General features: G+C 74.7%; 5 protein-coding genes. 4 read left to right on the top strand and 1 reads right to left on the bottom strand.

Features of this window, described 5'->3' with window-relative positions; all coding sequences use genetic code 11:
* The first annotated feature begins 51 nt into the window (after nucleotides 1–51).
* Genes LCH29_RS41280 through thiO form a run of 4 tightly spaced genes read left to right on the top strand, consistent with a single transcriptional unit; the run spans nucleotide 52 to nucleotide 14429 of the window.
* Nucleotides 52–10653, top strand: coding sequence for an SDR family NAD(P)-dependent oxidoreductase (locus tag LCH29_RS41280; protein WP_446466821.1), 10602 nt, complete (start codon nucleotides 52–54; stop codon nucleotides 10651–10653).
* A complete protein-coding gene (locus LCH29_RS41275) occupies nucleotides 10650–11213 on the top strand; it encodes an FcoT family thioesterase (RefSeq protein ID WP_446466820.1) in 564 nt (187 codons plus the stop codon). Before LCH29_RS41280 ends, LCH29_RS41275 begins: the two co-directional genes overlap by 4 nt.
* A gap of 28 nt (nucleotides 11214–11241) precedes the next feature.
* Entirely contained in the window at nucleotides 11242–13335 is a 2094-nt protein-coding gene (locus LCH29_RS41270) for a type I polyketide synthase (protein WP_446466819.1), read from the top strand.
* Entirely contained in the window at nucleotides 13332–14429 is a 1098-nt protein-coding gene (gene thiO / locus LCH29_RS41265) for a glycine oxidase ThiO (RefSeq protein ID WP_446466818.1), read from the top strand. The genes LCH29_RS41270 and thiO overlap by 4 nt, the downstream gene beginning before the upstream one ends.
* A gap of 79 nt (nucleotides 14430–14508) precedes the next feature.
* Here thiO and LCH29_RS41260 read toward each other — a convergent pair.
* A partial coding sequence (locus LCH29_RS41260; protein ID WP_446466817.1) for an acyltransferase domain-containing protein occupies nucleotides 14509–16168 on the bottom strand: 1660 nt, incomplete at its 5' end.

The raw sequence follows: 16168 nt of genomic DNA, 5'->3' as shown, positions 1-16168 counted from the left end.
CCCTGATCTCCCGATCGCCTTCCTGCCTCTTCTTCGTTGCGGAGTATGCACATGACCGAGCAGTCACAGGCCGCGATGCTGGAACTGGTGCTGGCGCAGGCCGCTGCCGTGCTGCGGGCCGCCGACCCCGACGCCTACGGGGACGGGCCCACCGACGTGGCGGCCGACCGCCCGTTCCTGGCGGAGGGCCTGGACTCGCTCGGCCTGGTCCAGCTGCACCGGCGGCTCACCGCCGAACTGGGGGTGGAACTGCCCGTCACCATCGGGTTCGACCACCCGACGCCCGCCGCCCTCGCCCGCCACCTGGTGGCCGTGGTGCACGGCACCGCCGAGCCGGAACGCCACCACGAGCCCGCGGCACCCGCCGCGCCCGCGGTGTCCGACGAGCCGATCGCCATCGTCGGCATCGGCTGCCGCTACCCCGGCGGGGTGACCTCGCCCGAGGACCTGTGGCGGATCCTGGCCGACGGCACCCACGTGCTCGCCGACTTCCCCGCCGACCGCGGCTGGGACCTCGGCCGGCTCTACGACCCGGACCCGTCCGCCACCGGCACCAGCTATGTGCGGCGCGGCGGATTCCTGCCGGACGCCGCCGACTTCGACGCGGACTTCTTCCAGATCAACCCCAAAGAGGCGCTCGCCATGGACCCCCAGCAGCGGCTGCTGCTGGAGACCTCCTGGGAGGCGCTGGAGCGCGCGGGCATCGATCCGGGGCGGCTGCGCGGCACCGCGTCGGGCGTGTTCATCGGCGTGGAGCCGCACGAGTACGGGCCCCGTACCCACGAGGCGCCGGACGGCCTCGACGGCTATGTGCTGGGCGGCAGCCTGCCCAGCGTCGTGTCCGGCCGCGTGGCCTACACGCTCGGCCTCGAAGGGCCCACGCTCACCGTCGACACCGCATGCTCGGGCTCGCTCACCGCCCTCCACCTGGCCGTGCGCTCCCTCCAGCGCGGGGAGTGCGGGCTGGCGCTGGCGGGCGGCGTCACCGTCATCTCCAGCCCCGGTACGTTCACCACGTTCAGCCGTCAGCGCGGGCTGGCCCCGGACGGACGCATCAAGGCGTTCGGCGCGGGCGCGGACGGCACCTCCTTCGCCGAGGGCGCGGGCGTGTTCGTCCTGGCCCGCCTCACGGACGCGCTGCGCGACGGACACCCGGTGCTGGCCGTGATCCGCGGCACCGCCATCAACCAGGACGGCGCGAGCAACGGCCTCGCCGCGCCCAACGGCCTCGCCCAGCAGCGCGTCATCCGCCAGGCGCTCGCCGACGCGGGCCTCGCACCCGACGAGGTCGACGCCGTCGAGGCGCACGGCACCGGCACCACCCTCGGCGACCCCATCGAAGGCCAGGCCCTGGTCGCCGCCTACGGAGGCGGACGCTCACCCGACCACCCCCTGTGGCTGGGGTCGGTGAAGTCCAACATCGGGCACACCGGAGCCGCGGCGGGTGCCGCCGGGGTCATCAAGATGGTCCAGGCGATGCGGAACCGTACGCTGCCGCGCACCCTGCACGTGGACGAGCCGACCCCGCACGTCGACTGGTCGGACGGCACCGTCCGGCTCCTCACCGAGCCCGTCCCGTGGGAGGCCGCGGACACCCCGCGCCGGGCCGGGATCTCCTCGTTCGGCGCGAGCGGCACCAACGCCCACGTCATCATCGAAGAGCCACCGGCTGAAACCGCCGAGGACACCGAGCCCCCCGGGGCCGACCGCCCCGTCCCCGTCGTCCTGTCCGCCCAGGGAGAGGACGCCCTGCGCGCCCAGGCCACCCGGCTCCTGACGGTCGTGGACGGGACATCACCGCTGGACCTCGCGTACTCGGCCGCCACCACCCGCGCCGCGCTGCGCCACCGCGCCACCGTCGTCGCCACCGACCGTGACCAGCTGCGCCGCGCCCTGACCGCCCTCGCCGAAGGCACGACCGCGCCCGGGCTGCTCACCGGAACGACACGGGCGACGGGCCGGACCGCGTTCCTGTTCACCGGGCAGGGCAGCCAGCGCGTCGGCATGGGACGCGAACTGGTGCGGGCCTTCCCGGCGTTCGCGCAGGCCCTCCAGGAGGCCGCCGACCACCTCGACCTCCACCTCGACGAACCCCTGGGCGAGGTGCTGTTCGCCGAGCCCGGCTCGCCGCGGGCCGAACTCCTCCACCACACCCGGTACGCGCAGGCCGCGCTCTTCGCCGTCGAGACCGCCCTGTTCCGGCTGCTGGAATCGTGGGGCGTCACCCCCGGACTCGTCGCCGGACACTCCATCGGCGAGATCGCCGCCGCGCACGCCGCCGGGGTCATGACGCTGGCGGACGCGGCCCTGCTGGTCGGGGCGCGCGGCACGCTGATGGACGAACTTCCCGGCGGCGGCGCGATGGTGGCCGTCCAGGCGGACGAGGCGGAGGTGGTCCCGTATCTGACCGAGCGGGTGGGCCTCGCCGCCGTCAACGGCCCGTCCGCGGTGGTGCTGTCCGGCGAGGCCGACGCCGTCCTCGCCGTGGCCGCCCGCTTCGCCGAGCAGGGCCGCAAGACGCGGCGGCTGCGCGTCTCGCACGCGTTCCACTCGCCGCTGATGGACCCGATGCTGGACGACTTCCGCCGGGTCGCCGAGACCCTGACGTACGCGCCGCCCCGCATCCCCCTGGTGTCCACCCTGACCGGGGAGGTCGGCACCGCGTTCGACGCCGACTACTGGGTGCGCCACGTGCGCGAGCCCGTGCGGTTCGCCGACGGCATGCACCGGTTGGAGGCGAACGGTGTCACCACCTACCTGGAGCTCGGCCCCGACGCCGTGCTGTCGGCGATGGGGCGCGACTGCCTCGCCGACGGCGGCCCCGACACCGCGTTCGCCGCGCTGCTGCGCGACGGGCACGACGAGGAGCGCCAGGCCGTCACCGCGCTCGGTACGGCGCACGCCCACGGCGCCGCCGTCGACTGGGACCGCTTCTTCGCGGGCCGCGGCGCCCGCCGGACCGCCCTGCCCACCTACGCGTTCCAGCGCAAGCGGTACTGGCTGGACGCCGGGAGCGGCCCGGGCACCATCGGGCATCCGCTGCTGGACACCGCGGTCAGCCTCGCGGGCGTCGACGGGCTGGTCCTGACGGGCCTGCTGTCCACCCGGTCGCAGCCCTGGCTGGCCGAACACGTCATCGCCGGTGTCGTCCTCGTCCCCGGCACCGCCCTGGTCGAGCTGGCCGTGCGCGCCGGGGACGAGGCGGGCTGCGGCGTGGTGGAGGAACTCACCCTGGAGACGCCGCTGTCGCTGACCGGGGACGCGGCGGCGGAGGTCCAGGTCGTCGTCGGCGCCCCCGACGCGGCGGGCCGCCGTACCGTCGAGATCTACTCGCGCCCCGCGCGCAGCGAGGAGAGCTGGACCCGGCACGCCAGCGGTGTGCTGGCCGAACACGGCGGGGGCCCGGCCGCCGACGGCGCCGCGTTCGCCCAGTGGCCACCGGCCGACGCCGAACCCATCGACGTCGACGGCCTCTACGAGCGCCAGGCCGCGCAGGGGTACGGCTACGGGCCCGCGTTCCAGGGCGTGCGCGCCGCGTGGCGCCGCGGGGACGAGGTGTTCGCCGAAGTCACCCTCGACGAAGCGGGGGCCGACCGGTTCGGGCTGCACCCGGCGCTGCTGGACGCCAGCCTGCACGCCGCCGAGGGGCCGGAGGACGACGGCCAGGTGCGGCTCCCGTTCGCCTGGCTCGGCCTCGAACTGCACGCCGCCGGCGCCACCGCCGTCCGCGTCCACCTGCTCCGCACCGCAGCGGACGAGGTCGCGGTCGAGCTGGCCGACACCACCGGCGCCCCCGTGGCCACCGTCCGGTCGCTCGTCCAGCGGCCCGTGCCGCTGAACGGGGTGCTGTCCGCGGCGCGGGACGGCGCGCTGCTGCGCGTCGAATGGACCGAGATCCAGGCCCCTCCGGAGCCGGACGCCGCGGCCGGGGAATTCCACCTGGCGCACGTGCCCGCCACCTTCCCCGGCGCCCCCGCCGAGGCCGCGCGGGAAGCCACGCTGTACGCCCTGAAGCTCATCGAGGACGCGCTGCGCGACGACACCCGGCTGGCGATCGTCACCCGCGAGGCACCGGGCGACCTGACGCTCGCGCCCCTGTGGGCACTGGTGCGCTCCGCCCAGGCCGAGAACCCCGGGCGGTTCGTCCTCGTCGGCACCGACCGCGACGTACCCGAACGCGAGATACGCGCCGCCCTGGCTTCCGGGGAGCCCCAACTCGCCCTGCGCGACGGCACGTTGCTCGTACCGCGCCTGGTACGTACGCCCCTGCCGGACGCCCCGTGCCCCGTCGCCTGGGACCTGGGCGGCACGGTGCTGATCACCGGCGGCACCGGAGGTCTTGGCGGCCTGGTCGCCCGCCACCTCGTCCGCCGGTACGGGGTGAAGCACCTGCTGCTCACCGGGCGGCGCGGCCCGGACGGCCCCGGGGCCGCCGAACTCGCCACCGAGCTACGAGAGTTGGACGCCCAGGTCACCGTGGCCGCGTGCGATGTGGCCGACCGCGCCGCCCTGGCGGCGCTGCTGGAGGCGATCCCCGACGAGCATCCGCTGACCGCCGTCGTCCACACCGCCGGAGTCATCGACGACGGGCTGGCCGGATCGCTCACCCCCGAGCAGGTCAGCACCGTCTTCCACGGCAAGGCGGACGGGGCGTGGCATCTGCACGAGCTGACCCGGGACCGTCCGCTGGCCGCGTTCGTGCTGTTCTCGTCCGCGGCCGGGACCCTGGAGTCCGCCGGGCAGGGCAACTACGCCGCCGCCAACGCCTTCCTCGACGCGCTCGCCGAACACCGGGCCGCCCAGGGCCTCCCGGCCACGTCCCTGGCGTGGAACCTGTGGGCGGGCGACGCGGGCATGGGCGCCCGCCTGGACGAGGTGACCCTCCGCCGCGCCGCACGGTCCGGGCTTCCCGCCCTCGGCTCCGAGGAGAACCTCGCCCTCTTCGACCAGGCCCTGGCCTCCGGCGCACCGGCCCTGGTGCCGCTGCGCCTCGACGTCCCCGCGCTCCGGACCCGCCCCGACGGCATCCCGCCGATGCTGCGCGGCTTGGTCCGCACCCCCGCCCGGCGCGCCGCCGCCACCACGGTCGCGGGCGCGCCCAACGGGGCGCTGGCCGACCGGCTGGCCGGGAAACCCGACGCCGAGCGGGCCCGCATCGTCCTCGACCTGGTCCGCGCGCAGATCGCCGTCGTCCTCGGCCACGACAGCGGCACCGCCATCGACCCCCGACGCGCCTTCACCGAGCTGGGCTTCGACTCCCTGGCCGCCGTCGAGCTGCGCAACGCGCTCGGCGAGGCCACCGGGCTCCGGCTCACCTCCACCCTGATCTTCGACCATCCGACCCCGAGCGCCCTGGCCGACCACGTGCTCGACAAGGTGCGCGGCGCCGCACCCGCCACCGCCCCGGCGCGGACCACCGTACGGGCCGCGGCGGACGAGCCCATCGCGATCGTGGCGATGGCCTGCCGCTACCCCGGCGGCGTCACCTCCCCCGAGGAGCTGTGGCGGCTCGTCGCCGACGGCACCGACGCGATCGCCGGGTTCCCCGAGGACCGGGGCTGGAACATCGACGAGATCTACCACCCCGAGCCCGGCAGACACGGCACCACCTCCACCCGCGAGGGCGGCTTCCTCTACGACGCCGCCGAGTTCGACCCCGCGTTCTTCGGCATCAGCCCGAAGGAGGCCCAGGCGATGGACCCGCAGCACCGCCTGCTGCTGGAAACCGCGTGGGAGACGCTGGAGCGCGGCGGCATCGACCCGCACTCCCTGAAGGGCAGCGCCACCGGTGTGTTCGCCGGGGTCATGTACCACGACTGGGCGCCGCCCTCCGGCTCCGTACCCGAAGACCTCGCGGGCTTCACCGCGGGCGGCGGCCTCGGCAGCGTCGCGTCCGGCCGCATCGCGTACACCCTCGGACTCCAGGGCCCGGCCGTCACCATCGACACCGCCTGCTCGTCCTCCCTGGTGGCGATGCACTGGGCGATGCAGGCCCTACGGCAGGGCGAGTGCATGCTCGCGCTGGCCGGCGGCGTCACCGTGATGGCCACGCCCGAGACGTTCATCGGGATGAGCCTCCAGCGGGGACTCGCCGCCGACGGCCGCTGCAAGGCGTACGGCGCGTCCGCCGACGGCACCGGCTGGGGCGAGGGCGCCGGACTGCTGCTGCTGGAACGCCTCTCGGACGCGCGCCGCGCCGGACACCCGGTGCTCGCGGTGGTCCGCGGCTCCGCCGTCAACCAGGACGGCGCGTCCAACGGCCTGTCCGCGCCCAACGGCCCCGCGCAAGCGCGGGTGATACGGCAGGCCGTGGCCTCCGCGGGCCTGACCCCCGCCGACATCGACGCCGTCGAGGGCCACGGCACCGGCACCACCCTCGGCGACCCGATCGAGGCCCAGGCCCTGATGGCCACGTACGGGCAGGAGCGGGGCGCGGACGGCGCACCGCTGTGGCTGGGGTCGGTCAAGTCCAACCTGGGGCACACCCAGGCCGCCGCCGGGGTCGCCGGTGTGATCAAGATGGTGATGGCGATGCGGCACGGGGTCCTGCCCCGCACCCTGCACGCCGACACCCCCTCCCCACACATCGACTGGACCGAGGGAGCCGTCGAACTCCTCACCGAGGCGCGGGAGTGGCAGGTGGCCGGCCGCCCGCGGCGCGCCGCGGTGTCCTCGTTCGGCGTCAGCGGCACCAACGCCCATGTGGTGCTGGAGGAGGCGCCGCCGCCCGGCCCGCGCGAACCGCGCGGCGAGCGGCCCCCGGCCGTGCCGCTGACCGTGTCGGCGGCCACCGCCGAGGCGCTGCGCGCCCAGGCGGCACGGATCGCCGCCCACCTGCGCGACCACGGCGACATCGACCACCATGATGTGGCCGCCTCGCTCGCCCGTGGCCGCGCCGCCCTGGAGCACCGGGCCGTGATCGTGGACGGCGACCGCGACGGACTGCTCGCCGGGCTCGACGCGCTGGCGGCCGGGAAGACACCCGCCTCCGTCGTCCAGGGCGTGCGGCGCGGCGACCCGCGCGCCGTGTTCGTCTTCCCCGGGCAGGGCTCGCAGTGGCCCGGCATGGGCGTCGGACTGCTGGAGCACTCACCGGCCTTCGCGACCCGCATCGGGGAATGCGCCAAGGCCCTGGAACCGTACGTCGAGTGGGACCTGCTCGACGTGCTGCACGGCGCGCCCGGCGCACCGCCCCTGGAGGCCGTCGACGTCATACAGCCCGCGCTGTGGGCGGTGATGGTGTCGCTGGCCGAGGCATGGCGCGCCGCGGGCGTCGAACCGGCCGCCGTCGTCGGCCACTCCCAGGGCGAGATCGCCGCCGCCTGCGTCGCCGGTGCGCTGTCGCTGGAGGACGGCGCGCGCGTGGTCGCCCTGCGCAGCCGCGTCATCCGCCAGGACCTGGCGGGCCGGGGCGGCATGATGTCGGTGGCCCTGTCCGCCGACCGTACGTCCGGGCACCTGGCCGACTGGGACGGCCGCCTCCAGCTCGCCGTCATCAACGGGCCCGGCTCCGTCGTCGTGTGCGGCGATCCGCAGGCCCTGGACGAGCTGCGGGAGCGGATGGACGCCGAGGGCGTCCAGACCCGCCGCATCCGCGTGGACTACGCGTCCCACTCGGTGTTCGTGGAGGAGATCCGCGACCGGCTGCTCAGCGAGCTGACCGGACTGACCCCGCGCACCTCGGACGTCCCGTTCTACTCCACCGTCACCGCGGGTCAGCTGGACACCGCGGGACTGGACGCCGCGTACTGGTACACCAACCTGCGGCAGACCGTCCGCTTCGAGGAGACGACGCGGGCGCTGCTCGCCGACGGCTTCGAGATCTTCGTGGAGGCCAGTCCGCACCCGGGCCTGCTGGCCGGGCTCGGCGAGACCGCCGAATCGGCCGGGGTGCCCGCCACCCTCGTCGGCACCCTGCGCCGCGACGCGGGGGGCCCGCGCGAGTTCCTCACCTCGCTGGCCGAGGCATACGTACGCGGCGCCACCGTCGACTGGGAGACCCAGTTCGCCGGAACCGGAGCCCGCCGCGTCGACCTGCCCACCTACCCCTTCCAGCGCAAGCGCTACTGGCTGCCCCCGCAGGCCGACCACACCGGCGACGCACGCGGCGTCGGCCAGCTGCCCGCCGACCACCCGCTGCTGGGCGCGGCGGTGCCGGTGGCCGGGGCCGGGGGAGTGCTGCTCACCGGGCGGCTGTCGCGCTCCGCACAGCCGTGGCTCACCGACCACGCCGTCGGCGACACCGTCCTCTTCCCCGGCTCCGGCTTCGTCGAACTGGCCGTCCGCGCCGGTGACGAGGTGGGCCGGGGACGCGTGGAGGAGCTGACGATCGAGACGCCCCTCGCCCTCCCGGCGAGCGGTGGCGTGGCGATCCAGGTCGTCGTCGGCGCCGACCTGCGCACCGTGTCGATCCACTCCCGGCCCGACGACGCCCCCGCCGACACCGCCTGGACCCGCCACGCGCAGGGCACGCTCACCGACGCCGCACCGGAACCGGCGCCCGACCCCGCGCCGTGGCCGCCACCGGGCGCCGAACCCGTCGACCTCACCGGCTTCTACGAGCCGACCTCCGCCGACGGCCCCGTCTACGGGCCCACGTTCCAGGGCATGCGCGCCGCCTGGCGGTCCGGCGACGAGGTGTACGCGGACATCGCGCTGCCCGAGCAGGCCGCCGCCGAGGCCACGCGGTTCGGGCTGCACCCGGCCGCGCTCGACGCCGCGTTGCACGCCACCGCCCTGCTCGCCACCGATGACGGGCGGGTCACGCTCCCCTTCGCCTGGACGCGGATCGACCTTCATGCCTCGGGAGCGGCCGCGCTCCGGCTGCGGATGACCCGGCTGGGCGAGGACGAGGTGGCGCTGCGCCTCACCGACACCGCGGGCCGCGCCGTCGCGTGCGTCGATTCGCTCGTCCTGCGCCCGATGGCCACCGGCCACCAGCCGGGCGCCTCCCACGACGCGCTGTACGAACTCACCTGGATGCCCGCCGTGTTGGGCGAGTCCGCCCCTGCCCGGACGGTCGTGCACCGCTGCGCGGGCGGCACGACCGCCGAGGCCGTGCACACCGAGACCGCGGCGGCGCTGGACGTCCTCCGGTCCTGGCCGGAGGAGGACCGGGACGACGACGTCACGCTGGTGGTCGTCACCCGGGGCGCCGTGTCGGTGGACGGCGAGGACGTCACCGATCTCGCCGGGGCCGCGGTCTGGGGGCTGGTCCGCAGCGCCCAGACGGAGAACCCGGGCCGCATCGTCCTCCTCGACCTCGACCCCTCCGACTCCACCGGCCCCTCCGACACCTCGGACACCGATCTCGGCGCGGCGGTGGCCACCGGCGAAGCGCAGCTCGCCCTGCGCTCCGGCACCCTCCACCGGCCACGTCTGACCCGCGTGGCCGCCGCCGACCAACAGGGCGCCCCCGCCACCGCCTTCGGCGACCGGCCCGGCACCGTGCTGATCACCGGCGGCACCGGCACCCTGGGCGCTCTGGTCGCCCGCCACCTGGTCACCGCCCACGGCGTCACCGACCTGCTGCTCACCAGCCGCCGCGGCCCCGCCGCACCCGGCGCCGACGCTCTGGCCGCCGACCTCACCGCGCTCGGTGCCCGCGTCGAGGTGGCCGCCTGCGACGCCGCCGACCGCGACGGGCTGGCGGCCGTGCTGGCGGGCCGTACCCTCGCCGGAGTCGTGCACACCGCGGGCGTCCTCGACGACGGGATCATCTCCTCGCTGACACCGGAGAAGATGGCCACGGTGCTGCGCCCCAAGGTCGACGCGGCGCTCAACCTCCATGAACTCACCGCAGGCCAGGACCTCTCGGCGTTCGTGCTGTTCTCGTCCGCCGCGGGCGTCACCGGAGGCGCCGGACAGGGCAACTACGCCGCCGCCAACACCTTCCTCGACGGCCTCGCCGCACACCGCCGCGCCCGCGGGCTTCCCGCACAGTCGCTGGCCTGGGGGCTGTGGGAGGAGGCCAGCGGCATGACCGGCGCGCTGGACACCGCCGACCTGGCGGACATGCGCCGCGACGGCGTCCTGCCCATCGCCTCCGACGAGGGCATGGCGCTGCTGGACGCCGCCGGGTCGCTCGACCGGGCGTTCCTGGCGCCCGTACGGCTCGATCTGACCGGGCAGCGCCGCTCCGACGTGCCGTATCTGATGCGTGACCTGGTACGCGGCCCGGCCCGCCGCGCCGTCGACCCCTCCGCGTGCGTCACCGAACCCGCCGAGAACCTGCGCGACCGGCTGGCCCGGCTGACGCCCGCCCGCCGGGAACAGGCGCTGCTCGACGTCGTCCGCACCCAGGCCGCCGCCACCCTCGGCTTCGCCGACGCCGACGAGGTCGACGCCGACCGGTCGTTCCGCGACATGGGCTTCGACTCCCTCGCCGCCGTGCGGTTCCGCAACGCCCTCGGCGAGGCCGTCGGGGAACGCCTGTCCGCGACGCTCGTCTTCGACCACCCGACCGCGCTCGTCCTCACCCGCCACCTGCTGGACGAACTGGGCCTGAGCGAGCCGGAATCCACCCCGGAATCCACCCCGGAGGCGGAGCCGGGCCAGGGCGCACAGGACATGGAGGACCGCACCGCGGCCATCCAGAACATGAGCCTGGCCGAACTCCTCCGCACCGCGCAACGATCAGGAGATCCGACATGACCCGGTTGCTCGACGACATCGACCAGCGCGTCTACCCCACCGACGAGGAACTGCTGCACCGCGTCCTCACCCCCTACCGGGCCAAGCGGTGCGAATACCTCACCTCGGCCACGGTCACGGCTGCGGGCGACCCCCTCGACGGCGGACGGCTCGGCGCCGCCTGCACCTTCCTGATCCCCGAGTCCTGCTACATCGACGACACCGGACACTTCAACTCGGTCGAGTTCAACATCTGCTTCAACCAGATGGCCTACTACCTGATGGCCAAGTCGGTGAAGGAATCGCTGGTCGAACCCTTCTCCCGGTGGACGCTGGAGCAGTTCTGGACCCGGCAGCTCGCGGACGTGTTCATCACCGACTTCAAGAGCACGTTCCGCACCGCCATGAGCGGCCGCCACTTCCGCGGCGAGATCGAGATCGCCGACATCGCCGAATGGGACGCCACCGATCTGCGCGACGCCCTGGTGATCCTGCGCAGCCGCTGCCGCTACTGGGACGAGCAGGGCGGCGAAAGCCACGGCGAGATCGCCGCCGCCATCACCAACCCGCCCGAAAACTGACCCGTCCGGCCCCGCGGAGGAAGCGACCATGAGCACCCCGGAACGGCCGGAGCTTCCCGACGAAGCCCGGCAGGTCGACATCGCACACATCTACCGCCGTCTCGCCGACCGCGGCCTCCCGTACGGGCCCGCCTTCCGTGGCCTGCGCGCCGTGTGGTCGGACGGCGAGGAGGTCTACGCGGAGGCCCGGCTCGACGGCGCCGCGTCCGGCGGCGAGGGCGACTACCACCTGCACCCGGCGCTGTTCGACGCCGCCTTGCAGGCCGCACTCGTACCGGACCTCGACCGCGACGACAGCACCTTCCTGCCCTTCGCCCTGCGCGGTGTGCGCCTCCACAAGGCGGGCGCGCGGCGTCTCGGCGTGCACACCCGGCCCGGTGAGGGCGGCGTTTCCCTGGACCTCACCTGCGGCGACGGCGAACCGGTCGTCACGGTCAAGAGCCTCGTCCGACGCCCCGTCACCGTCGACCAGCTCGACGCCGCGGCGCAGCGCACCCAGCTCCTGCGCGTCGCGTGGAAGGCCGTCGAGCAGTCACCGGCCGCCGCCGACCAGCGGCGCTGGGCGTTCCTCGGCACCGACCACATCGGCGTCACCGGCGCCCTGAAGTCCATCCGCCGCTCGTTCGACTCCTATCCCTCGCTGGCCGCCCTCGACGCCGCGCTCCGCGACGGCGCGTCCGCACCCGACGTGGTCGTGGTCTCCTGCACGGACCAGGACTCCCCGGTGCGCTCGGCCGCCCAGCGCGCCCTGATGCTCGTCCAGGAGTGGTCGGCCGACGCACGCCTGGCCGACGCCCGTCTCGTCCTCGTCAGCAGCGGCGCCCTCGCGACCCGCCCCCAGGAGGACCCGTCCGACCTGCCGGGCGCGGCCGTGTGGGGGCTGCTGCGCAGCGCCCAGTCGGAACACCCCGGCCGCTTCGTCCTGGTCGACGTGGACGACCCCGAGGACTCGGGCCGCGCCCTCCTCGCCGCGGTGGCCTCAGGCGAACCCCAACTCGCCGTGCGCCACGGCGCCCTGTTCCGTCCGCGCCTCGTCCGCTGCCCGCCACCTGCGGGCCGTACGAGCCTCACGGGCACCGTCGTCATCACCGGGGGCACCGGTGCGCTGGGCCGTCTGATCGCCCGGCACCTGGTCACCCGCCACACCGTCCGCCACCTGGTGCTGCTCAGCCGCCGCGGCCCGGACGCACCCGGCGCCGACGGCCTGGCCGCCGACCTCACCGCGCTCGGCGCCCGCGTCGACATCGTCGCCTGCGACACCGCCGACCGCGCGTCACTCGAGAGTGCCCTCGCGGACATCCCGGCACCCTCCGCCGTCATCCACACCGCGGGCGTGCTGGCGGACGCCACGGTCGACACCCTGACGCCGCGCAGGCTGGACGCGGTCCTGCACCCCAAGGTCGACGCCGCGCTCCATCTGCACGACCTGATCCGCGACCCGGACTGCGCGTTCGTGGTGTTCTCGTCCGTCGCCGGGCTCACCGGCAACGCGGGACAGGGCAACTACGCCGCCGCCAACGCCGTCCTCGACGCGCTCGCCCACCACCGCCGCACCCTCGGTCTGCGCGGTGTCTCCCTCGCCTGGGGTCTGTGGGAGAGCGAGGACGGCATGGGCTCCGAGCTGTCCACCGCCGACCTCACCCGCATCAAGCGCTCCGGCTTCGCCCCGCTCGGCCACGACCAGGGCCTGACCCTCTTCGACGCCGCCCTCGCCGGGGACGAGGCCGTTCTCGCGCCCGTACGGCTGAACGAGTCGGCCCTCACCGGGGACGTCCCGCCCGTCCTGGCCGACCTGGCGCCCGCCGCGACGCCGCGGCCCGCCGCGACCGACACCCTGCGGGCCCGCCTGGCGAACCTGCCCGAGGCCGAACACGACGGCGCCGTGCTGGACTGCGTCCGTAACGCGGCCGCCACCGTCCTCGGCTACGACAGCCCCGACGACATCGACCCCGACCGGGAGTTCCACACCGTCGGCCTGGACTCCATCGGCAACCTCGAACTCAGCCGCCACCTGTCCGCCGCCACCGGACTGCGGCTGCCCGCGACCCTCACCTTCGACCATCCGACGCCCGCAGAGCTCGCCTCCCACCTGCGGCGACTTCTCCAGGAGAGCGAATCATGAACACCGTAGTCGTCGGCGGGGGCGTCATCGGCCTCGCCACCGCCTGGCGGGCCCTGCGCCACGGCGTCACCGTCACCGTGATCGACCCGGCCCCGGCCACCAAGGCATCCCACGCGTCGGCGGGCATGCTCCCGCCGAGCAGCGAGCAGATCGACGGCGTGAACGACCTGCTGCGCCTGTGCCTGGCCTCCCGCGACCTCTACCCGTCCTTCGTCGCCGAACTGGAGGAGTTCGCCCCCGCCGGATTCCGGCGCGACGGCGTCCTCGACGCGGCCTTCGACGAGGACGCCCTCCGCGTCCTGGATTTTCAGGAGTCCTTCCGGGCGTCGCTCGGCATCCGCAGCGAACGCCTCACACCCGAGGAGTGCGCCAAGCTCCAGCCCGCGTTCGCCCCCACCCTCGGCGGCCTGCTGGGACCCGACGACGGCGCCGTCGACCCGCGCACCCTCAGCGCGGCGCTGCTCACGGCCATCGAAGCCCTCGGCGGCACCGTCATCCGCAGGCGCGCCATCCGGGTCGCGCACCACACCGTCACCCTCGACAACGGCGACGCGGTGCCCTTCGACCGCGTCGTCCTGGCCGCCGGCTGCTGGACCCACCACATCGGAGGCCTTCCCGAGGACGCCATCCCGGAGATCCGTCCCGTCAAGGGCCAGATCCTCCGGCTGCACTCCGAGCCGCCGCTACTGGGCGTGACGGCCCGCGCCCTCTCCAAGGGCGGGTCGCTCTACCTGGTGCCGCGGCTGGACGGCGAACTCGTCGTCGGCGCCACCTACGAGGAGCGCGGGTACGACGAGACCGTCACCGCCGACGGCACCCGCGGCCTGCTGGCCCGCGCCGCCGAGGTCATCCCCGGCGTCGGCGCCCTGCGCTTCGCCGAGATCAGCGCGGGCCTGCGCCCCGCCTCACCCGACGAACTCCCGCTCATCGGCCCGACGGCCGTCCCCGACGTCTACCTGGCCACCGGCCACTTCCGCATGGGCATCCAGCTGGCCCCCATCACCGCCGACGCCATGGCCGCCTACCTCACCGACGCCACCCCGCACGCCTCGGCCCTGCCGTTCACCCCGCTCCGTCTGGGCCGCGCCGCCTGACCGCGCCACACCACAACAGGGCCGGACACCGTGGATGGTGTCCGGCCCTGTTGGTGCGTCCGCCGGACGGTGCGCCCGGTCAGGAGACCGGCACGGGGGCGCCCAGGTGGCCGGTGGCGTTCTCGGTCCAGGAGTGGTCCTCCTCCGAGCGGGACCTGATGGTCAGGGTGCGGCCCGTGGACGGATCCTCGGGCCCGACGATGACCTGGAGCAGCGCGGCACCCTGGGCGCCGAAGGTGACGGGCGCGTTCAGGACGAGTTCCGCTATCTCGTCGGTGCCCACCGTATGGGCGGCGTGGAACGCCAGCTCCACGAAGGCGGTGCCGGGGAGGATGACGGTCCCCATGACGATGTGGTCGCCGAGCCACGCGTGGTCGGCCAGCGTCACGCGGCCCGTGAACAGGCGGCTGCCGTCCGGGAGTTCGGTGGCCGTGGCCAGCAGCGGATGCGAGGCGGGCTCCAGACCCAGGCCCGCGGGCGAACCGGCGGGGTCGGGGGTGTCCAGCCAGTAGCGGCGGCGCTGGAAGGCGTACGTGGGGAGGGGCACGTTTCGGCCGCCGTGCCCCGCGAGGAACCCCTTCCAGCCGACGGCGACGCCCCAGGCGTGGGCCTGGGCCAGGCCGGTGACCAGGCTGGTCGGCTCGTGGTGGCGGGGGCGCAGCAGCGGTACGGCGGCGGCCTCGGGCAGCGCCTCGCGGGTGAGCGCGGTGAGCACGGCGTCGGGACCGATCTCGAGGTAGGTGGTGACGCCGAGGCCGTGGAGTGTGGTGAGGCCGTCGTGGAAGCGGGTGGTGTTGCGGATGTGCTCGGTCCAGTACGTGGCGTCGAACGCGGCGCCGACCTCCCCGGTCAGGGTGGACACCAGGGGGATGCGCGGCGCGCCGTACGTCAGCGTTCCGGCGACCTGGCGGAAGTCGTCCAGGACGGGGTCCATATGCGGTGAGTGGAAGGCGTGGCTCACGGTGAGGCGGCGGGTGCGCCGTCCCTGACCGGAGAATTCCTCGGCGAGGGCGGTGACATCGGCCTCGTCTCCGGAGACGACCACCGAGCGGGGGCCGTTGACGGCGGCGATGCCGACGCGTTCGGTGAGGTGCGGGGTGACCTCGTCCTCGGTCGCCTCGACGGCGATCATGGCGCCACCGGGAGGCAGCGCCTGCATGAGGGTGCCACGGGCCGCGACCAGGCGGCACGCGTCGTCCAGCGAGAGGATCCCGGCGAGGTGGGCGGCGGCGATCTCACCGATGGAGTGGCCGATGAGATGGCTGGGGGTGATGCCGAAGTCCGCGGTGAGGAGCCGGGTGAGGGCGGTCTGGAGCGCGAACAGGCCGGGCTGGGTGTAGCGGGTCCGGTTCAGGAGGGTGGGGTCGTCCGCGAAGACGACGTCCTTCAGTGGGCGTTCGGCGCCGAGGTGGCGGTCGAGGGTGGCGCAGACCGTGTCGAACGCGTCGCGGAAGGTGGGGTAGGCGTCGTACAGCTGGCGGCCCATGCCCGCGCGCTGGGCGCCCTGGCCGGTGAAGAGGAAGGCGACCTTCTTGGTGCGGGGCCGGGCAGCGGAAGCGGGAAGGACGGGGTCCTGGGCCAGGGTGTGGAGCTGGGCGAGGAGTTCTTCACGCGTGGCACCGACGACGGCGGCGTGATGCTCGAAGGTGGTGCGGGTGGTGGCGAGGGTGTGGGCGATGTTTGTGGGGTGGAGGGTGGGGTGTTCGGTGGTGTGGTCGAGGAGGCGTTGGGCTTGGTCG

The sequence above is a fragment of the Streptomyces sp. BRA346 genome, from assembly GCF_052851135.1.
This window is presented reverse-complemented; position numbering and strand designations above follow the sequence as displayed.